Annotated in this window: 16 protein-coding genes; 1 reads left to right on the forward strand and 15 read right to left on the reverse strand. The window is 28.3% G+C overall.

Features of this window, described 5'->3' with window-relative positions; translation table 11 throughout:
• Positions 1–84 precede the first annotated feature (84 nt).
• From NNC19_RS07880 to NNC19_RS07955, 15 genes are all read right to left on the reverse strand, one after another.
• A complete protein-coding gene (locus tag NNC19_RS07880) occupies positions 85–3,285 on the reverse strand; it encodes an N-acetylmuramoyl-L-alanine amidase (protein WP_396136402.1) in 3,201 nt (1,066 codons plus the stop codon).
• A 634-nt stretch (positions 3,286–3,919) separates the two neighbouring features.
• Positions 3,920–5,803, reverse strand: coding sequence for a DUF2142 domain-containing protein (locus tag NNC19_RS07890; RefSeq protein ID WP_310938083.1), 1,884 nt, complete (start codon positions 5,801–5,803; stop codon positions 3,920–3,922).
• A 268-nt stretch (positions 5,804–6,071) separates the two neighbouring features.
• Positions 6,072–6,965, reverse strand: a complete 894-nt coding sequence (gene rfbD / locus NNC19_RS07895; protein ID WP_310938084.1) for a dTDP-4-dehydrorhamnose reductase — start codon at positions 6,963–6,965, stop codon at positions 6,072–6,074.
• Between the two features lie 20 nt (positions 6,966–6,985).
• A complete protein-coding gene (gene rfbA, locus NNC19_RS07900) occupies positions 6,986–7,870 on the reverse strand; it encodes a glucose-1-phosphate thymidylyltransferase RfbA (RefSeq protein WP_310938085.1) in 885 nt (294 codons plus the stop codon).
• A 119-nt stretch (positions 7,871–7,989) separates the two neighbouring features.
• The gene (locus NNC19_RS07905; protein WP_310938086.1) at positions 7,990–10,071 is read right to left on the reverse strand and encodes a hypothetical protein; all 2,082 of its coding nucleotides are present in this window, start codon (positions 10,069–10,071) and stop codon (positions 7,990–7,992) included.
• Positions 10,072–10,110: 39 nt separating this feature from the next.
• Positions 10,111–11,025, reverse strand: a complete 915-nt coding sequence (locus NNC19_RS07910) for a glycosyltransferase (protein ID WP_310938087.1) — start codon at positions 11,023–11,025, stop codon at positions 10,111–10,113.
• Between the two features lie 6 nt (positions 11,026–11,031).
• A complete protein-coding gene (locus tag NNC19_RS07915) occupies positions 11,032–13,158 on the reverse strand; it encodes a glycosyltransferase family 2 protein (protein ID WP_310938088.1) in 2,127 nt (708 codons plus the stop codon).
• A 27-nt stretch (positions 13,159–13,185) separates the two neighbouring features.
• The gene (locus NNC19_RS07920) at positions 13,186–14,517 is read right to left on the reverse strand and encodes a class I SAM-dependent methyltransferase (protein WP_310938089.1); all 1,332 of its coding nucleotides are present in this window, start codon (positions 14,515–14,517) and stop codon (positions 13,186–13,188) included.
• Positions 14,514–15,767, reverse strand: coding sequence for an ABC transporter ATP-binding protein (locus NNC19_RS07925; RefSeq protein ID WP_310938090.1), 1,254 nt, complete (start codon positions 15,765–15,767; stop codon positions 14,514–14,516). The genes NNC19_RS07920 and NNC19_RS07925 overlap by 4 nt, the downstream gene beginning before the upstream one ends.
• 13 nt (positions 15,768–15,780) lie before the next feature.
• Positions 15,781–17,172: an ABC transporter permease gene (locus NNC19_RS07930; RefSeq protein WP_310938091.1), complete on the reverse strand. Its 1,392-nt coding sequence runs from the start codon at positions 17,170–17,172 to the stop codon at positions 15,781–15,783.
• 18 nt (positions 17,173–17,190) lie between these two features.
• Positions 17,191–18,588: an undecaprenyl-phosphate glucose phosphotransferase gene (locus NNC19_RS07935; protein ID WP_310938092.1), complete on the reverse strand. Its 1,398-nt coding sequence runs from the start codon at positions 18,586–18,588 to the stop codon at positions 17,191–17,193.
• A 3-nt stretch (positions 18,589–18,591) separates the two neighbouring features.
• Positions 18,592–19,548: a glycosyltransferase family 2 protein gene (locus NNC19_RS07940; protein ID WP_310938093.1), complete on the reverse strand. Its 957-nt coding sequence runs from the start codon at positions 19,546–19,548 to the stop codon at positions 18,592–18,594.
• 89 nt (positions 19,549–19,637) lie between these two features.
• Positions 19,638–20,690 carry a dTDP-glucose 4,6-dehydratase gene (gene rfbB, locus NNC19_RS07945; RefSeq protein WP_310938094.1) on the reverse strand — a complete coding sequence of 351 codons (1,053 nt, stop codon included), beginning with the start codon at positions 20,688–20,690 and terminating at the stop codon, positions 19,638–19,640.
• Positions 20,691–20,694: 4 nt separating this feature from the next.
• On the reverse strand, positions 20,695–21,267 hold the full coding sequence (rfbC, locus tag NNC19_RS07950; protein WP_310938095.1) for a dTDP-4-dehydrorhamnose 3,5-epimerase: 573 nt from the start codon (positions 21,265–21,267) through the stop codon (positions 20,695–20,697).
• Positions 21,268–21,457: 190 nt separating this feature from the next.
• Positions 21,458–21,976, reverse strand: coding sequence for a VanZ family protein (locus NNC19_RS07955; protein ID WP_310938096.1), 519 nt, complete (start codon positions 21,974–21,976; stop codon positions 21,458–21,460).
• 238 nt (positions 21,977–22,214) lie between these two features.
• On the opposite strand from NNC19_RS07955, the gene NNC19_RS07960 reads away from it, so the two are divergent.
• A complete protein-coding gene (locus tag NNC19_RS07960) occupies positions 22,215–23,042 on the forward strand; it encodes a Cof-type HAD-IIB family hydrolase (RefSeq protein WP_310938097.1) in 828 nt (275 codons plus the stop codon).
• Positions 23,043–23,232: the final 190 nt, after the last annotated feature.

Genomic DNA, 23,232 nt, shown 5'->3' on the forward strand with positions numbered 1-23,232 from the left:
CTAAAATTATATTGTATTTTATTACTAAAAAAGAGTGTCTTATAATAATTAAAAAATCATTATAAGACACTCTAAATATTTTATTTAGTATCTTGCTTTTACTGCCTGAGTAATCCCATTAGCAGTTGCTTGTTGATTTGAATCAGTCGCTAATAAACTAGCTTCTGTTGGATTTGAAATATACCCACATTCAACAAGTATTGCTGGCATTTTAGTATTTCTAAGAACAGATAATCCAATTCCTAAACTACTAACATCACCTTTTCCACCTCTATTTATAAATCCAGTATTATTACTTATACTACTTGCTGTAGCTATTGCTAAATCGCGAGATTTCTCAAATTTATCTGGATTATGTGCTGGCATTCCATTATCACCAGCAGTTCTCTCAGTATAATATACTTCTGAACCTCTAGCAGTAGTATTAGGATATACCGAATTATGATGAATACTAATAAACAAATCAGCATTATAACTATTGGCTAATATTGCTCTAGTACGCAAACTTGTTGTTTGATCAAGAGTACTTCTTTCTAAAGAAGATCTTGTTAAAATTACCGAATACCCTTGAGCTTTAAGAGCACTTTCAAGTTTTAATGAAACCTGCATATTTAAATCTGTTTCACTATAAAAAACTCCATTGAAAGTTGAAGTAGCACCATAATCTCCACCATAGTTATGACCTGGATCAATAACAACTAAATTCTTTGTCTTTTTCTCAAATGTTCTTCCAGCATCTCTTATACTACCATCATTTCCAACTGTCCTAGCTATTATTACCTTATTTCCTTCTGTTACATCAGAAATATCTACAGTAATTTCATAACCACTTGTAGCTGCATTTGGATAGTATGAAAATTCAGATTGTATATCTAATGTTGATTTATTTGGAACTACTTTTCCCTTATACTTTCCATCAACAAATATATCAACTTCTTTAACACCTGACTTTGCTATTGTCCATCCTGATATGGTCAATTGATTATTATGAACTACTTCAAACTGTTCTGGAGTATTTATTTCTCCTTTTGTTTGAAGTTTATCAATAAAAACAGTTCGACCTGCATCTTTAATAGTCCCATCATTTCCAACAGTTCGTGCTATTATTACTTTATTTCCTTCTGTTATGTCAGAAATATCTACAGTAACTTCATATCCGCTTGTATTTGCATTTGGATAGTTTGAATAAGTTTTCCCAATATCAGTTGTAGTTTTATTTGGCACTACTGTACCTTTTACTTTTCCATCTACAATTATACTAACTTCTTTTACTCCTGAACCTGCTACTGTCCATCCTGTAACTTTCATTGTATTTCCACTAACTTTATCAAATTGTGCTGGAGATTGTATTTCTCCTTTTGTCTCCAACTTACTTATAAGCACTGTTCTTCCTGCATCTCTTATACTACCATCATTTGCTACAGTTCTTGCTATTATTACTTTATATCCTTGAGATACATCTGATGTGTCTACAGTTGCTTCATATCCACTTGTACTTGCATTTGGATAATTTGAATAAGTTTTTCCAATATCTGCTGTTGCTTTATTAGGTACTACTGTACTTTTTAACTTTCCATCAACAAATATTTGTACTTCTTTTACTCCTGAATCAGCTATTGCCCAACCTGTTACAGTCATTGATTTCGCTGATACATTAGCAAATTGTTCTGGTGTAATTATTTCACCTTTGGATTCTAACTTATTCACAAGCACTGTTCTTCCTGCATCTCTTATACTACCATCATTTGCTACAGTTCTTGCTATTATTACTTTATATCCTTGAGATACATCTGATGTGTCTACAGTTGCTTCATATCCACTTGTACTTGCATTTGGATAATTTGAATAAGTTTTTCCAATATCTGCTGTTGCTTTATTAGGTACTACTGTACTTTTTAACTTTCCATCAACAAATATTTGTACTTCTTTTACTCCTGAATCAGCTATTGCCCAACCTGTTACAGTCATTGATTTTGCTGATACATTAGCAAATTGTTCTGGTGTAATTATTTCACCTTTTGATTCTAACTTATTTACAAGTACTGTTCTTCCTGCATCTCTTATACTACCATCATTTGCTACAGCTCTTGCTATTATTACTTTATATCCTTGAGATACATCTGATGTGTCTACAGTTGCTTCATATCCACTTGTACTTGCATTTGGATAATTTGAATAAGTTTTTCCAATATCTGCTGTTGCTTTATTAGGTACTACTGTACTTTTTAACTTTCCATCAACAAATATTTGTACTTCTTTTACTCCTGAATCAGCTATTGCCCAACCTGTTACAGTCATTGATTTTGCTGATACATTAGCAAATTGTTCTGGTGTAATTATTTCACCTTTTGATTCCAATTTATTAAAATAAACAGTTCTTCCTGCATCTTTTATACTTCCATCATTTGCCACAGTTCTTGCTATTACAACCTTGTATCCTGAAGATATATTTGAAACATCAACATCAATTTTATAACCACTGTTACTACCATTTACATGTCCCGGATATTTTTCATTAATATCTGGAGTAGCTATATTAGGAACTACCTTACCTTTTATCTGTCCATCAACAAATATTTGTACTTCTTTTACTCCTGAATCAGCTATTGCCCAACCTGTTACAGTCATTGTTTTTGCTGATACCTTAGCAAATTGTACTGGTGAAGTTATTTCTCCTGCTAACTTAGGATTTTTAGATGTACTATATAAATCATTATACATTCCCATTATTTCAACACCATATGTACTACTCGGAGCCCAAGCACCACCAAGGTCCACTACAGTTTTTGCAGATCCAACCTTAACCCATTGCCATCTTGGATCTGGAGTATCACTTCTTGGATAACCTGCCGCTCCAGCATATACTGCTAAATGGTCTAAATGAGCTTGTACACCTTGTTGCCAACTTTCAAATTTTTGATGTGCATTTGGATCTGTATCACTACCTCCAGCTCTTGTTTTTAAGCCACATGGATTATGATAGGATTCATCAATCACACCTCCAAATTTCCCATAGCCTGTCTCTTTTGCAGCTTGTACATATGCTACTGCAGGATTAACACCTCCACGTTCTTTAGCATATTGCCAATAATATTGAGCTAAATTTATAAAAGTTTGTGTTGCACCTTTTGATTCTGCCCATTCTTTTGCCTCATCTACTGTAACTAAAGTTTCAGAAACAATATTAATATTATTTTCCATTCCTTTAGTTGTTAGTGTAGGTAATAAATTGAATGCCAAAATAAAGACTAATATTGCAGATATAATCCTATTTTTAGTATTCATAGTCTCCCCCCTTTCTTAATATTTACTTAATAATTTTAGCATATCAAATAATTTAGGTAAACAATTTGTCTATATTTCTTTTATGTTATACTTGCGTTTTTTGTCGAATTTTTCATCGAGCCCTCAATATTACAATAGTTTACATAGTTTTTTCAATTTTATAAAAATTGCTTATACTCTATATTCACCCCAATACACTTTTCATTTTTTTCTTTTAATGTGTTATGTTTCCAATAAATTTATCATGTATATCTTCCCAATTTTACACACATACATATAATTCATTTCATTTTAATTTAAAAACTCACAATGTAATATGTAAATTACTGTTTTTTTTTGTAAAACCGCTTTCAATTTTGATATTAAAAAGCATATAATTACAATGAAAAAAATTTAACATTACTGTTTATATGTTCTATAGAAGTAATAAAAAATTTAAATTTTCCCAAATAAAAAAAGAGCAACTAATTAGTGCTCTTTTTTTCATTAAACTTTCTTTATTTATCCATACATTTAATAATAATTCATTTTTTTATTTAAACATATTTCATTTTATTTTTTACTTTATTCTATTTTTGTATAAATAATATATATTTTTAATTTTTTATGATTTAAAAATTAAAAAATCATTTTATTATGCATTAAAATTCACAAATATCTTCAAGATTACTACTAATAACGGCAATAAAGTTACTATAGATAAAATAAAATTCATATTTTTTGGTTTAAAATTGTGAGTTATATTATTATTTCTAAATAATAATAGAAATGGTAGCATTAAAGGCGCAAAATACCTTCCTTGAACTCCAGAAACATCTACTGCCCCGACAGGTGAAAAAGTTAAATACAAAGCTGTAATTACCAATCCCCAGGCTGCAGCAATAGATACAAAAATTGCACCTTTGTCTATCCACCTAAATTTTAAAACATGTGACTCATTATCTATTACTGATAAAACAAATAAAATAGCCATATCATATACTAACCATATTGTGTCCAATGGTTTCACATAACATAACAAGATAGTTGCTCCTTCAAAGTATGATAAGGCTGATTTTGAAATATACTGTATACAAACTTTAGCATATTGCAAAGGATTATGTAATATAAATAGCAATTGCTGTTTGTCATTTGCCCCTGATACCTTCCATTGACTAATACCTTTTGATTTTGCAAATAAAAGTGCTGCAATTGTCGCCCCCCCAATTATAGCTAATGCTATAAACTTTAAATAAATAACTTTATTTTTATTCAAAGTTTTAAATTTTTCCTTAGGCACTACTAATACTAATATACCCAAAAGTGCATAAGGAACTTTCGACATTGCTGCAATAGCTATACATATTCCAAAAACTGCAACATGTCTATAATCCACCTCATTTTTCTTGCTAGCAAGCATATTTAGGAAAACACCAACTCCTGCCAAAGAAAAAATTAAAGTCATAGGATCTGCCGAATATGAAGCTGCTAAATATAAAATAGCTGGAAATAAACCAATGGCAAAAATTAATCTTTTAGCTACCTTAACTTTTTTAATTGTAATAGCACCCACAATAGCAAAAGCTATTACCGAAAAAATTCTTCCTAAATAAAAGGTATGGATAAATGATAATCCAATCAACCTTCCTATAAATATTCCCAATGCTGATGGAAGATATGGTACAGATAGATATGTTACAGCACTTGTATAATAATTTGCCTCTTTACTATACTCTTTGCTAGCAAATTTCTTTTCATACTCAAGTCTTTCTTGATAATTATTAAATCTAGATCTAGTAGTATCAATTTTCAAGAAATCATCACTATTATCTATCCACTTTATTGGAATCTCTTCATTAGTAAAGCCAAATATTCCTCTTGAGGTTTGATATGCTTTTACAAAATGATCCTTTTCATCATACGGAAAATATGTAGGTGTTAACAATGAAAGACAACTTCCAAATAAAATAACTATCACAAAAAAAGTTACATGTAATTTTTCCTTAACAATTTTATTAAAGAAAATAAAATATCCTAAAACAATTAAAAATGATGCAATGATTATAAATCTTACATAATTAAAGCAAAATTCATTATCAATTTGTATGCTATTAATAAATATGGATTTTGCTCCATTTTGAGGTGCAACCTTTATTTTTATACTTTTTTCATTCTCAATCTTTAATATCATGTAATCCTTAAATTCTGTATCACTCTTATATTCAAATTTCCCCTCTTCTTGCTGAAGGTTAAAATTTCCTGTTCCAGCTACTAATCCTATCTTTAATCTTAACACTTTATTAGTGCTATTAATTTCAAAACTAGGATTATCTCCATTTATTATAAATTCGTTTCCTTTTATATCAATATTATTTAATTTTAAATCTTCGTAATTTAATTCAATTAATCCTTTTTCATTTTTATCTACTGTAAAATATGAAAAATTGAATATTAACGTTTCAATTATTGTTGCTAAAATAACAGCTACTAAAATTAATATACCTACACTCTTAGTATAACTATAATATTTCTTATTCATTTATATCCCCTTTTCAATTTCTTTGTTATACTATTCTTAATTATAAAAAATTAACACTATATATGCATTTATCCTCCCCCATTGCAATTTTTACTCTCTATATATTACTATACATTTATTCCTAATTCAAATATCCCATTGTTATAAAACTATGTAAAAATTATTAATCTATAAATAGTTATATTAATACAATAAAATAAAGGTTATATAATATAATTCTTATAATACATTTCTTATATTATATAACCTTTATCTTTTAACTATTTAATTATTTATTAACATTTTCCATAAAAGCTTTAATAGCATCTTCCCAATGTCTCATTTCATTTCCAACTGTACATCTTAACATCATATTATCAAGTGATGAATATTCTGGCCTCTTCGCTGAAGCTGGATATTCCTTTGCATATTCTTCTGAAGTAGTTGGATTTACTTTACATTTTCCTCCTGAAAGTTCTATAATCTTACTTGCAAAATCATACCAACTACATTCACCTTCACCTGTACAGTGATATACCCCATATTCTTCTGTCTTTATTAGCTTAAGAATATGATAAGCTAAATCATTAGCGTTTGTTGGATTTCCTCTTTGATCATTTACAACTTTTATAGCATCCTTAGTTTTTCCTAAGTTCATCATTGTGTAAACAAAATTTTTACCTACATACCCATATAACCATGCAGTTCTTACTATATAATACTTAGAGCAAAATTCTCTTACATAGTTCTCTCCCATAAGTTTTGTAGTTCCATAGGCACTATATGGCTTAGTTTGTTCACATTCAGATAAAGGAACACTTCCAATTCCTGAAAACACATAATCTGTAGATACATGAACAAATTTTGCCTCTACTTTTTCTGCTGCTATTGCTAAATTTCTAGCACCCAATGCATTTACTTTAAAAGCGGCATCTTTATTACTTTCACAACCATCAACATTTGTAAAAGCAGCACAATTAATAATAACATCTGGCTTTTCATTTAATATAAATTCGTTTACCTTATTTAAATCTGTAATGTCTAATTCATCTACATCTACATATAAAGTTTCACACTTTGTAATATCAATTGGACATTTAGCAATTTCAGCTTCTCCAGTTGTTAGAATTGTTTTAAATTCGTTTGCTAACTGTCCTTTTCCACCTGTAATTACTATCTTCATTGTATAATCACCTTACAATCTTATTTATTTTTTCTTTCTAATTCTTCAACTACATCTACTAAATATGTACCATATCCAGTTTTTAATAAAGGTTTAGCCAATTCTCTAACCTTATCAGCATTAATCCAACCTTGTCTGTATGCAATTTCTTCTAAACATGCTACATAAGTACCTTGAGTATTTTGTACTGCTTCAACAAAATTTGAAGCTTGAAGCATTGAAGCATGTGTCCCAGTATCAAGCCATGCCATACCTCTTCCAAGAAGTTGGACCTTTAATGTTTTTTCTTCCATATAGACTTTGTTTAAATCTGTTATCTCCAATTCGCCTCTAGCAGAAGGTTCTAATTTCTTTGCCTTTTCTACAACTGAATTATCATAGAAATATAATCCTGGAACTGCATATTTAGATTTTGGTTTTTCTGGCTTTTCTTCTAATGATATAACTTTACCATCTTCATCAAATTCAACAACACCAAATGCTTTTGGATTTTGAACATAATAACCAAATACATATGCACCTTTTTCTAGACTTGAAGCCTTTTTTAAAGTTGCAGAGAAACTTTGCCCATAGAATATATTATCACCTAATATCATTGCTACAGAATCTTTTCCTATAAACTCTTCTCCTATAATAAATGCTTCAGCTAATCCATTTGGATTTTCTTGTATAGCATATTCAATATTTAAACCTAAATCACTACCATCTTTAAATAATTCTTTAAAATTAACTATATCTCTTGGTGTAGATATAATTAATATATCTCTTATCCCTGCCAACATTAGTACTGACATCGGATAATAAATCATAGGTTTATCATAAATTGGAACCATTTGTTTTGACATAGCTTTTGTGACAGGATATAATCTTGTTCCAGATCCTCCTGCTAATATAATACCTTTCAAATACTTCAACCTCATTTCTTTATGTTATATATAAATGTAATTGTTTTACTAAGATAAAACATACAAAAATTATATCATACTTGTAATAACTTTTATATCATTACCACAATATTCATGCTCTATTTAACATATTCATATATATATGCGTTATCCACACTATTATAATATAATTCTTTAAAATACCTATTTTCATTAGTATTAAACCTTTCTAAATTTTCACTACTTAATAAATATTTTATTCCTGCTTTATTCAAATCATCTATATTTACTTTTACTTCAATTTGGTCTGGTTGAAGCAATGTAAATTTAGTATCTTCTTCTGTTAAATTTAAAATTATATGATGATATCTATTATAAACATCTTTATATTTATCATCTTCATCCAGAGCATGCCACATATCAAGATTAGGATAATACTTTACTCCATCATATGTTTCAACTCCATTAGCATATAATAAATTCCCTCCAAATAAAGAATTTCCTCCTACTGCAGCCCATTTTCCTGGTTCTTCTTTGTTAATCTTAACTATCTCCTTACTAACTGATTTATTCATTATTGGAGCTAACGTTCTAGCGATTGGATTAACAGTAAATCCTGTAATTATCATTAAAATAACTCCATAAGGAACTAACCTTTTAATATCATTCTTAGCTATTAAATATATCAACATACTAAAGATTCCTATTGCAATAATAGCTCCAGACCTATTTAAATAATTATGTGATATAGTATGATAATGTGGAATGAAAATAATTAAAATAGTCACTACTGTTACTGGTATAACTACACTTAATTTAGTCATTTCTTCTTTCATTCTAGGAAGCAACATAAATAATAAATAGTTACATGTAAGACCTAACACAAGCATCATTCTATTTGCTGTGCTATATGAAAATAATGTTATCTTAGCTAATATACTTGGAAACCCTATAACTATGAAAGAAAGCATTATTAACATATATACAAATATAATATTTATCAATTTTTTATCTTCAGCATCCTTCTTTTTAAAGAAAAATAATATAAATATTAATGGTATTAAACTTACAAAACCGCTAACTTCTGATGAATTTAGAAAATTAACTTCCCTATATGGAAGTAGCCAATCAAAGATATAATTACTTAAAAGTTTGAAATCATAATTTCCTCCAACTTCAAATCTTTTTCCTGGATAAACAGTATTTGATACTGCACTTATAGCATCCTTAGCAGTAAGCAAAAAGTACCCTACTACTCCAATTATTACTCCAAGAGAAATAGCAAATATAATTATATCCTTTTTATTAATATAATCTTTATTTTTAATCACTAGGTACAAAAATAAAATTGCACTCAAATATCCTAGCGGGACTTGCATTGCTGGATATAAAGTTAATATAAATCCTACTCCAGAAACAATAAACATAGCTGCAAGTAGTATCTTCTTTTTAATACTATTACTCCTACTATTATTTCTCAAATAATAATAAGCTGCAACTATGCATCCTTGTGAAAAAATAGTTAAATTAACTACTACTGTACTAAACCACCATTGTGATGCAGATGAATATGCTATTAATGTTGCTCCAAATAAAGCTATCTTTCTATTCCTATTAGATAACATTAGGGCCATTTCATATGATAACATAAAAAGTGCTATAACCTTAAAATTCCAATACCATGAAAATGCTCTTTCTACATCTAAAAATAAGAATCCCCAATTCATAGGACTTCCTATAATTGTAGGATCTAAAACAGGAGTATAATATGAAACGATCATATCCTGTCCATCTGGATTAATATTAGTATTTTTTCTTTGAAGCCCATCTTCTAATGTTGCCTGAGCCATATACATTGGAGTTTGAACTAACCATTCATCAGATCGTATTCCTCTTGGTTCACCTAAGATTGTAGATTTTGTATAATTTTCACCATAATCATGATAATAATTGTCCCAACAACCTATGGAAGATCCATGAAACTTAAATGATACCAACAATACAAACAAAGTAATTGCAATATAGTATCTTTTTTTATGAAAACTTTCAATATTTATAAATTTATTCTTAGTGCTAATAATTATTGAAATTAAAATATACACTACTATTATTGCAAAAGCAGTAACAATTGATTTTTTCCCTTTAATTATATAAAAATTCACAATAAGCAAAATTATTAATGGAACTAATAACTTTATATATTTCTCAAATATTTTTTTCATTTTTCACCTCTTAATTTTTAATGATAAAAGGAAGAAATACTATACTTCTTCCTTCGACCAATAATTGGGGCTAGATGTATACTTTAATATCTTTTCTCTACTAATTTTTTTATAATTGCTTCCAAATTTGTTTGCAATAAATCTAACCCCGAAATTAGGAACAATGTCAAAAAACGCTCTAAAATTTTTTTCCTTAAGTGAATTAATAACTACAAACTTTAATAAGCTTATAGCCCCTTCATTAGCACCTGAATTAGTTATATATTCATGTTGTTTTAGAAATACACCTTGATCAAAATATCTCTTAAATAAAGCTTTATATGTATACTCATGCGAGTGAATAACTACCGAATCTGAACAATACTTTATTTTATACCCATTATTTATAATTTTATAAGCAATATACATATCTTCATTGGTTAACAGAATTTTTCCATCATAACCTTTCAATTTAGTAAATACACTCTTCCTTATAGCAGAAGCTGCATCCGAATAAAAATAAGTCATTATCCCTAAGGTATCCAAATCCGCTTTAGAAACTATTCTACTTTTTTCCGAATAATTTTTCATTCTTGTATATCTCTCTATTGTTTTATTTTCACAAATTTGTCTTGAATAAGATGCATCACATAAACCTAATTCTATATCCTTAGTTAAATTATATAACCACATGGTATCCTTAATTTTAATATCTTGTGTTATAAAAACTATTATGTCTCCTTCAGCTTCATAAGCCTCCTTTTCCCTTGTTAAACTATGAGAAAAATTATCAGGCTCTATTCTTTTGTATTTAGCTGATATTCTTTTTAGGATTTCTTCACTATTATCTTTTGATTTTGTTAAGATATATCTAACTTCAAATAACTCTACATTTTGTTGAAGCATTAAACTTTCGTTTAATGCTTCTATGTAATCTTCCCCGTTATAAATTGGACAAATAATTGATATCTTCATAATAAATTACTCTTCATTCAAACTATAGTTTGCAAGCTTACGTGAGAAATTAATATTATAATAAGGATCTACTATATTTTCTCCCCACTTTTCATAGAACATAGATATTTCTCTATTAAATCTTTGAATTTTTTCTGGAGTATCTTCTGCTCCCCTTGATTTTGATTCATAATGATATAATTCAACGTATGGATTAAAAATTATTTTATATCCTTTTTCTCTTACTTTTAAACATAAATCAATATCATTAAATGCTACTGCAAAATCTTCAGTTAATCCTTGAACTTCCTCAAACACATTCCTTTTTATCATAAGACATGCACCTGTTACTGCACTAACATTTTGCTTAATAAGTAATCTTCCCATATGTCCATTTTCATATCTTCCAAAACCTTTACCAATATGATCAGCAACACCATTTACTCCAACTACAATACCAGCATGTTGTATGGTGTCATCTGGATAATATAATTTACCACCAACTATTCCAACCTCTGGTCTTTGAGCATGCATTACTAATTCTTCTAACCATCTTTCCTTAATGACTTCAGTATCATTATTTAACAATAATATGTATTCACCATCACAATTAGCTACTCCAAAGTTATTAATTGCTGAATAATTGAATTCTCTTTCCCATTTAACAACTTTAACTTTGTCCATTTTAGAAAGTTCATCATAATACTTAAATGTAGAATTTTCCTTACTATTATTTTCTACAATAATAATTTCATAATTACTATAAGTAGATTTTTTAATTATAGAAGAAATACACTTTTTCAATGTACTAACTTCATCCTTATTTGGTATTATAATTGATACTTTTGGATTATTATCTATATCATATTCTACCTTGTAACAACCACTAAAGTTTCCTCTTTTTACAGTGCCATTTATTCCCATTCTCTTTAAATGTTCTTCAATAGATCTTCTACCAGCTTCAATTGCATAAGGTTTTACATCAATACCAGCTGCCGTTGATCCATTATGTACTCTCCAATGGTATAATACTTTAGATATATGAACTACCTTATTAGCCTTTTCAGTTAATCTTAAAATCATATCGAAATCTTGACTTCCATCAAACTCACTACGGAAATTTCCAGCCTTATCTAAAAGTTCTTTAGAAAAAACAGAGAAATGAGTTATATAATTGTAACTTCTTAATGTATCTGGAGCCCAATCTTGCTTAAAATGTGGACCAAAAAACTCCAATTCTTTTTCATCAATTTTATCTTCATCAGAATACATAAAATCAACTGTTCTATCATCATTTAATATTTTTATATATTCATATAAAGCATCATAAGTTAATAAATCATCATGATCTAATAAAGCTACATATTCTCCCGAAACTAATGATAACCCTTCGTTCGTATTTCCTGATATCATATAGTTTTCTTTTAAATATTTCACTTTAATTCTTTTATCTTCTTGCTCATAATTTTTAAGCATTTCTAAAGTCTCTTCATTAGTGCTTGCTCCATCAGCTATACAAAGCTCCCAATTTGAATATGTTTGTTTTTGCACTGATTCTACCATTGCTTTTAAAAATACTGGTTTAGTATTATAAGTTGGTACTACTATACTGATTAATGGAGTATATTCAAACTTCTCATTTCTTTGACGCTCAAGTTCTTCTTCTGTTGGACAAGATTCCCTAAACCATTTGTCATAATTTATTTCTAATATTACACTTGACCTTAACTTTGATTTGAATTTATGATACATGCTTGTTACGCCATTATTTTTTACTTCCCTTAGCCCCTTTTTTACATTACCTAAATTAATCATTTTTATAGCTTTAACCAATCTTGATGGATTTTGATTTGGTTCTGAGGACATTTCTTTAATGTTTAATTCCATTTTTTCAACATTATTTCCAGCCTTTAATATTAATGTTATTTTATTTTGATAATTAAATTTAAGTTGAAATCCTGCCTCTATAGCTTCTTCTTGTTCATCATATTTACGATACAAATCATCTCTTCTAACAAGATCCCTTTCAAATTCAACTCCTGGAATATCAATCTCTGCTACAGATTTAATTTCTTCACAATATGCCCATCCGTCAACATATACTTCGCCATCTCTTACTTTTACTCTATCAATACAATAGTCTAAATTAGCCACAAAAGTCACCTTCCCAATATTTTTTAGTTACTTACTCATCTTCTTCTTTACTTTTTTAACAAATCCTTCTGTTGAAATTTTAATAAGTTCTGCATTTGAAATTTCCATTTGCTTTACTTCTTCAAATTTCTTCATTATAGCTCCATATAAGATTTGATCTTCGCTACTATAATCCTTAATCTTTTGAATTGTGAATCCTATACTATTTATTAATTCTTCTTCAAAGTTTATTACTATTTGAGGATCTTTGTTTAGGAATATATACATATCATCGTCTTTTAAAAATGCATTTGTAGTTACATCTACATTTTCAATAACTTCATTATTCTTATTTTTTACAACTAAATCTCTAAATATAAATTTACCTTGACTTTCTGTAGGATCAATTCTTATAGATTTTATCTTATTATCTTTAAAGTTGTCAAATTTTACATTATTTAAATTAGATAACTCTATATTTTTATATAAAGTTTCTGATTCACTAAATCCCATACCATAGTCAATATATAACTTTATAATATTATCTCCACGCCCTGGAAGTATTGGATTCACTAATCCCATTGACATCCTTATATTAAACAGTTGATATAGATTATCTATTAATACTTCAAGATCTTTAGTATCACTCTTATATTCTAATTCACACTTAAATTTTTTCCCTTTTTCAAGTATTATAAATTCTCTATATCCATCTTCATCATAGTCTTTATCAAAAACAAAACTATTATAGTACTTATTAATTTCAATTACGTACTTTTCCAATTCTTTATCTAGTTGGAGTAATGCCTGGATATTTGTTAACTTTTCCCACATGCTTAAATTTCCATGTGCAAACTTATTATATTGTATATTGTTGCTTTTTAAATAATTCTCTACTTCTATTAAATCTGGCAATCCATTATTAATATGCTCATACAACCAATGATGATCCAATCCAATTATTGATTTATAATAAGCATTAGCCCTCTCTTCTGCAAATGTAACTTTTGCTTTATTAAATGGAGCTGATATTATGGCTACTTTACTTGAAACTCTATGAATCTCACTAATAAATGCTTCTCTTCTATCCACTGGTATATGTTCAAACACATCTAAAGCTATGACTACATCATATTCTCCATTTTTAAAATTCATGTTTGTTGCATCACCTAAAATATATTTAGGATCATGTAAAAGTTCCTCTGGTAAACTTATATCTAAATATGTCACATCATCATTTGGTAAAAACTTTTCTAAGTTTTTATGTGCATTTGCACCTACTTCTAATATTTTAAAAGTTTCATTGTTTTCTCTTATAGAATCAATTATAATTTTAGCATTTTTATATCGCTGATATTGGTCAAAAATTATATCTATCATTTAACAACCTCCCATTGATGATTAATATAGAATTTTCCTTCTGATATATATTTATTAGCAACCATGAATTCACATACCTGTTGTTTGTAGTCTAATCCTACTATTCCTTCATTTGTAAATATCCCTACATCTACAAGATAATGTCCTGCAAGTAATGTCATACTAGGAATTCTATATACAACTTTGTGCCTACCTAAATCACTAGGTATATCTACTTTTTCAAGATAAGTATTTGGTCCAAATATATACTCTCCATCAGGAGTTCTAAGTGCTACACCTAATAAAAGCCCTTCAATTTTCTCTCTATAAATATCATAGGTTACCTCTACTGCTAACTCATCAAAGGTTTTTAATTTTGTAGCATTAAGTTTTACTTTCATTATAGATGCTAATACATCTGGATTGTTAGGTATTCTAAATTCAGCTTCCACTGTTATTTCATCTTCAACTTTAGGCTCTTCTAAAGCTACTTCCTCTTCAGCACCACTTAATCTAACATCTTGTTTATTATCTGCTTCACCATATTTCATGAAGTCTTCATATACATCTCCAACTTCACTAGAACCACCAATCTCCATTATCTTTCCGTCTTTTATCCAAATGGCTTTATTACAGAATCTTTTTACTTGTTCAGTTGCATGGGAAACGAAAAGAATTGTAGTTCCATTATCCTTTAATTCTTTCATTTTATTTATACACTTTATTTGGAATCTAGTATCTCCAACTGCTAAAGCTTCATCAACTATCAAAATATCTGGATTAACATTTATAGCTACAGCAAATGCTAGTCTTGCAAACATACCGCTAGAATATATTCTAACTGGCTGATTAATAAATTCACCTATATCAGCAAAATCTATTACATTTTGAACTCTAGTTGCCATCTCTTCCCTTGTATATCCCATCATAGTTCCATTAAGATATATATTTTCAATACCAGTATATTCTGGGTTAAATCCAGTACCTAACTCTAAAATAGCAGCAATTTTACCATTAACTTGTATCTCTCCAGAGGTTGGTGTTAATACTCCTGTAATCATCTTTAAAAGTGTAGATTTTCCAGAACCATTTTTACCTAGTATTCCAATTGCATCACCTTTTAATACTTCAAAGCTTATACCATTTAAGGCGCTAAACTCTTTATGATAAACCTTTTTGCTTGGTGATAAACTTTCCTTCAGTCTATCCATTGGCTTTTCATATATATTATATTTTTTAACTAAGTTCTTTACACTTATCATTACGCTCATAGTATATCCCTCTCTAAATCACATCTGAAAAATGTGGTCTTAACTTATTAAATACTTTTACTCCAATTAATAATGCTATTAAACAGAAACTCCAAAAGTATAATGTATTGTATGGTCTTTGCCAAAAGAATATATTTTCTATAAAAGAATCTCTATATCCATTTACTATATAAAACATAGGATTTAATTTAATTAACTTTTCTAATACTGGATAGGATGCTGCCATGCTTATATTCCAACCTATAGGTGTTGCCCAAAATCCAACATTTATAACAATAGCAATTAATTGTCCTAAATCCCTAAAGAATAAAACTACCGCAGATGTAAATACTGTTACACAAAATACTAAAGCTACCATACTTACTGAGTAATATATACACTGTAAGTTACTTAAAGTTGGATAGAAGCCACTTGCTGTATTAATTACAAATATACATACTATAAAAAATACATGAACAATTAATATAGATATAATTTTAATTACTGGCAATGCTTCTATTTTAAATACAACCTTCTTAACTAAATAAGTATATTCTAAAAATACATTAGTACAACCTGATAAAGCTTCTGAGAAGAAAAACCAAGGTATAATACCTGCTACAAACCAAAGTATATAAGGCTTACCATGTACATCCCCCTGCTGAAATGCAAATTGGAATACAAACCAATATACTAAGATTGATATTAAGGGATTTATAAACCCCCATATTATCCCTAAATATGAAGTTGCGTACTTTTGCTTGAAATCATTTTTAGCAAGACTTGCAATTAATTTTTTATTACTTACTGAAGCTTTTAAGAATCTAATAGCATTTTTAAATTCCTTTAATGAATTTCCAGTAATTATACCTAAAATTAAAGAGATAGCTATCAAAATGCCTGTCATATAACTAGGTCTACCAACAATACTATTAAAAGATTCAGACACATTATCTATAACTATATATGGATCATCTCCAGTTGTGTTTACAATAGAATCATTACCATTCTCTTCATATATCATCTTTAAATTATTTTCTGAATAAGTATACTTATCTAACTCATTCTTATTAATTTGTATGCTTTTACTATTACTTATCAAAAGATTTTTCACTTTAATCTCTGTTTTCTTATTGCCAAAATCTATACGAATATTCTTAGCACTTACAGGAATTCTAAAACTTAATTTCTCATATTCATTTACTTTTTTATATGATTCTTTATCCGAGTGTTCTTCAGACCAATTTTTATCACCAGTCAGATCATAATATACTACATACTGATCTGTTTCTTCAGACATAACTTCTATACTTAAATTGATCATCTTAGGTTGATCATTATAAAATCTATTAAACACTAAAAATAGCAAAGCAGTAACCGCGCATATTGCGAATAACACTGCAACTCTCTTTTTGCTGTTTTTCATAACCTTATCTCCTTCATTCTAATAAGCATTATTATTTACAAAACCTTTAAACACTGTTAAAAATACAATTTTAATATCTAATGTCAAACTCCAGTTTTCTATATAATAAATATCACATTCAATTCTCTTTTCAATAGAGGTGTCCCCTCTCCACCCATTAACTTGAGCCCAACCTGTTATTCCAGGTCTTACTTGATGTTTTACCATATATTTTGGTATTTCATCTTTAAATTTTTCAACATAAAATGGTCTTTCAGGTCTTGGTCCTATCAAACTCATATCACCCTTTAAAACATTAAAAAATTGTGGTAATTCATCTATACTAGTCTTTCTAATAAAAGTACCTATTTTTGTTTTTCTAGGATCATTTTTAACAGTCCAATCTTGCTTTTCTTCTTCTGGGTCTTGTTCTCTCATACTTCTAAACTTATACATCACAAAAGGTTTTCTATTAAGTCCTATTCTCTCTTGTCTAAAAATAAGAGGTCCTTTTGACGTTGATTTTACAAGTATAGCCACTACTATCATTATTGGCGAAAAAAGAAGAATGGCAATAGATGATCCAACTATATCTATAGTTCTTTTCATAGCTTTATTTAATATATTATCCAAAGGTATATATCTCATGTTAATCAGAGGAACCCCTCCAATTTCTTCTACATAAGGTTTAGCAGGTAGATATTTATAATAGCTTGGAATTATTTGAGCCCTAACACCTAACTTCTCACAAATAGCTATTATTCCTTTTAACTTATCATAATCCTTCATTTCTAATGTAATTATGATTTCATCTACATCCCTATTATTACTTAAGTAGTCATCAAGTTCTGATAATTTTCCTAAGTAAGCCATATCTTTATAATCAATGTCTGAATCTTCAAATATACCTAAAACATTATATCCCCAGTGCTTGTTTTCTCTTATGAGTTTATTAAACTTCTTTGTTCCATCACTAAATCCAACAAAGACTGTATATTTAGTATTGTAACCACTTTTTCTTATTTTTCTCATAAAAACTCTTACAATAACTCTTTCTAAAGTTGTAAGAACCGTACACACTATAAAAAATATAATTGGAACTGATCTTGAATAATCAATTTGTTTAGTTAGAAATAATACTCCTGTATATGCCAATATAGCTAAAATGTTTGAGATAATGATATTTACTATTTCTTTGCTCAAAAACACTACTCGCTCAGTATTATAAAGTCTTCTAACATTATATATTAATAAATATATTGGAATCATTAGCAGCACAGGAATTAAATATTCTCTAAAACTAAGAATTCCCCCTTCAACTTCTAAAATTCCACTATAAAATCTTAAATAATACGTAAATAGAAATGAAATGAGTATAACCAAGGAGTCAATAAGTACTATTATATTATTTACTAACTTTTGATTTTGCTTTATCATATCTTACCCTCTCTTCAAAAGGTTTATTGTATTTTTAAATATCATCTTTTGTATTTGTTTATAATTATATAGGTTATTTTTTACGTTTACCCTATGTACTTTCGATTTCGTTTTTAATCCTTCTAAAACTCCACTTATGTAAGCTTTGCCTAACCCCTTCATTATAAAATATACCCACTTTACAATCACTCCAACAAATATAAATAGAAAATTTAAAATTATTTGCCAGTTGGGCATATTCTTGTATATCAAATATACATTGTTTCTAGCTGCAAGCTTTACTTTAAATGAATTATGTCTACTCCCACTAGTAGCACTTCCTATATGATAAATTTTAGATTTTGCTGCAAAAAAATTCTTATATCCATAAACTCTAGCTCTATAAGAGATGTCCATATCCTCAAGATAGGCAAAAAAATTCTCATCAAATAGTCCTATTCTTTCTAAAATACTACTTCTATATATAGCAGCTCCTGCACATGATGAAAAGACTTCTTTAGACTTTTCATATTCACTACTTAATTTTCCATCTCCTATTTTGGAGCCCCAACCAAATAAAGTATATTCATCTCCAGCATCATCTATTATTTCCCTTTCAGTGAATCTAAGCATCTTGCTACAACAAGAAAAAATTTGTTCATCACTTTTTATACAATTATATAATTCTTTTAACCAATCTCTATCTAGTTCTGTATCATTATTTAATAAAGCTACAAACTCACTTTTATTCTTTTTTATTCCTTCATTAACCGCTTTACTAAAACCATAGTTTTCATCTAAACATATTAAAGTTACCTTATCACCAAAATTATCTCTAATATATTGAATGCTACCATCCTTGGAGTCATTATCAACAATTATTATTTCTTCTGGTTTTAAAGACTGTTCCATTAAGCTTTCTAAACAAGCTTCTAAGTACTTTTCTCCATTATAATTTGGAATGACTACTGAAACACCCATGAATTAACTTCTCCTATATCTTTATAAAATGTTATGGCTGTGTTGCAATAATTTACCCCACAGTCATAACATTTTAAAATTCCTTAATATTATTTGTACATTTTAGAATAATACTTTTGATAATCTCCTGATGTTACATTATTCATCCATTCCTTATTATCTAAATACCATTTGATAGTCTTTTCTATTCCAACTTCAAATGTAGTTTCTGGATACCATCCTAAATCAGCCTTTATCTTATCTGGAGCTATACCGTATCTTCTATCGTGCCCTTTTCTATCTTCTACAAATTTCATTAAGTTTTCTGTTACTTCTTTATCTACATTTTCACCAATGTATGAAATAACTTTCTTAACTATTTGTAGATTAGTTCTTTCATTATGTCCACCTACATTGTATACTTCTCCAAGAACTCCTTGTCTTACAACCATATCTATAGCTTTGCAGTGGTCTTCAACATATAACCAGTCTCTTACATTTAACCCATCACCATATATAGGTAAATCCTTATGTTGTAAGCAGTTGTTTATTAATAATGGAATTAACTTTTCTGGGAATTGATATGGACCATAGTTATTTGAACATCTTGTTATGTTTATTGGCATTTTGAAAGTATCTCCATAAGCCTTAACCATAAAATCTGATCCAGCCTTACTTGCTGAATATGGACTATGTGGATCTAATGGAGTAGTTTCCATAAAGTATCCAGTTTCTCCAAGTGAACCATAAACTTCATCAGTTGATACTTGAAGGTATTTAACGCCTTCTATCCATCCATTTTCTTCAGTATACCAAGCATTCTTAGCACAATTTAATAAATTTACAGTTCCCATTACATTTGTCTTTGCAAACACTTCTGGTTCTCTTATACTTCTATCAACATGTGATTCTGCAGCAAAGTTTACTACATAATCAAATTTGTAATCATTAAATAACTTAGTAACTAACTCTTGATCACAAATATCTCCTTGTACAAATACATGATTAGGACTATTTTCAACCTCTTTAAGGTTTTCTAAATTTCCTGCATAAGTTAATGCATCTAGATTTATTATCTTAACATCATTATATTTATTTAACATATATAATACAAAATTTGAGCCTATGAAACCAGCTCCGCCTGTTACTAAATAAGTCTTCATAAAATTACTCTCCTTTATACTCAAATGGAACATCTAATTCCTTTAATTTCTTTTGTACTTTATCCTTTTCTGATAAAAGTATGTTATCGATTCCTTCTAATGGCCATTCTATACCAACATCAGAATCATTCCATAACAATCCTGAATCATATTCAGGTGCATAAAAATCTGTACATTTATAATTAAAAATCGCTTCATCAGATAAAACTAAAAATCCATGTGCAAAACCTTCTGGAACATAGAATTGTTTCTTGTTTTCATCAGTTAAAACAACACCTTCCCACTGTCCGTAAGTTGGAGAACCCTTTCTTAAATCTACTGCAACATCAAATACACTTCCTTTAGTAACTCTTACAAGTTTACCTTGTGTATGTTGTGTTTGGAAATGAAGTCCTCTAAGAACTCCCTTACTTGACTTTGACTCATTATCTTGTACGAAAGTCATTGTTAACCCAGCTTCATCAAAGTGTTCTTTATTATAGCTTTCCATAAAATATCCTCTACTGTCTCCGAATATTTTAGGTTCTATAATGTATAAATCTTTAATCTTTGTCTTAACGAAATTAAAGTTTCCCATTTCTCGATCTCCTAACTTTTTCTTTACTATTTATTTGTTGTATATTGTTTTTTATATACATACAATTATACCAGTTTATAATACTATTTAATACTATTATTAATATTATTTCTTGTCAAACATCTTAATAGAATTGTAATTATTATTACTAATAATTAAATGTGTTTAATTATATTTGATTAATTATTTATTATTTCTTTTTTTTTGCTGTCGATACACCTCTTTTTCTTCCAAAATAATACCAACAATAAAATAAAGTCATACCTATTATTCCTCCAATAAAATCAATAATTACATCCTCTACACAAGAATGTCTTCCTTTAACATATATTTGATGATATTCATCTGTAACAGCATAAAAAAGAACTATAAACAAAATATTTATAATAACATTCTTTCCTTTTTTATTATGTGCAAAATAAGCATTAGCAATTAGTACAGCTAGTATAAAAAATTCAAATCCATGAGCTACCTTTCTTATATTAAGGTTTAATGCAACCCTCACATTACTATTTGATTCCTTGGCTTCATTCGGCCCTGCATATACTAAAAACTTATTTCCCCTTTCAGTTACCTCCTGCTTAATTGATATTATCTTATCAATTATTTTGTAACTTAATCCATTAGATTCATTTCCATTTTGACTGGAATTATAAAATATAAAACCCATCCACAATATACATAGAAGTACACTTATCTTTTTATACATCTCATTCTCCCCATATAAACCAAATTTAATATATATTTGCATTTTAGATTTTACAATTGCTAATGTGTAGTCTAAATTGCAACATATATAATAATCATTATAACAATATCTGCATTTTTTTTCATTTATATCATAATAAATTCATATTTTCATAACTTTTAATGCAATTTACATATGTAATTCCTAATGCTAAAATCAATACATATATAATAACAATGTAGAATTATGGAGGGGAACAATGAAATATAAACTTATATGTATAGATATGGATGGAACATTACTTGATAATAATCATATACTTAGTGAGGAAAATAAATCTGCTATTATAGAAGCTCACCAAAGAGGCATTACCATAGCAGTTACTACAGGCAGATTATTCGCTTCAGCAAAATGCTACTATGATCTTCTCGGAATCACTGGTCCAATAATTGCATCTAATGGAACTTATATTAGAGAAAAAAATAAAAAAGATTTCATATATAAGTGTGCTTTTTCAACAGAAGAAGTTAAAAATATATATGAAATAACCAAAAGAAATAACCTATCTTGCATTTTTTATACAGCAGATACTGCTCTATCATCTGTTGAAATCAACAAAGATCATCCTTATATTCAAAATAATAAAAATCTTGCAGAAGAAGATAAAATCAAATTCGTTACAAACAAAGATTTAATGCCTATATTAGAAAGATTTGATGGTGAAATACTTAAAGGAATCGCCATAGAAAATGACAATAATAAAAAAGAAATCTTATTTAAGGTCAAAGAAGAACTTAAAACTTTAGATACATTTGAAGTAGTTAGTTCTGGTAGCAATAACTTTGAAATAATGAAAAAAGGTTCTTCTAAAGGGGCTGCTGTTAAAAGATTATCTGAAATTTTAAATATTAAAAGAGAAGAGATTATCTGTATAGGAGATAATGAAAATGATCTTTCTATGATAAAATATGCAGGACTTGGAATAGCTATGGGAAATGCTGCTGATATTCTTAAGAATGAGGCAGATTATATAACAGATACTAATTTGAAATCTGGAGTTGCTAAAGCTATAAGAAAGTTTATTTAATTGAAAAAAAGAGTAGATTTTGTTCAATATAACACAAAATCTGCTCTTTTCTTTATGTTTTCATTTTCTCCAAATTTCTTAGTTCTATCAAATGTTTTATTTTTATTTATAATTCAATTAAATATCATTCTTTAAAAATCATAAAGTAACATACAAAAAACACGATAAAATATTTAGAAAATCCTTTAAG

The sequence above is a fragment of the Clostridium sp. SHJSY1 genome (genome assembly GCF_031626875.1).
Taxonomy (GTDB): domain Bacteria; phylum Bacillota; class Clostridia; order Clostridiales; family Clostridiaceae; genus Clostridium.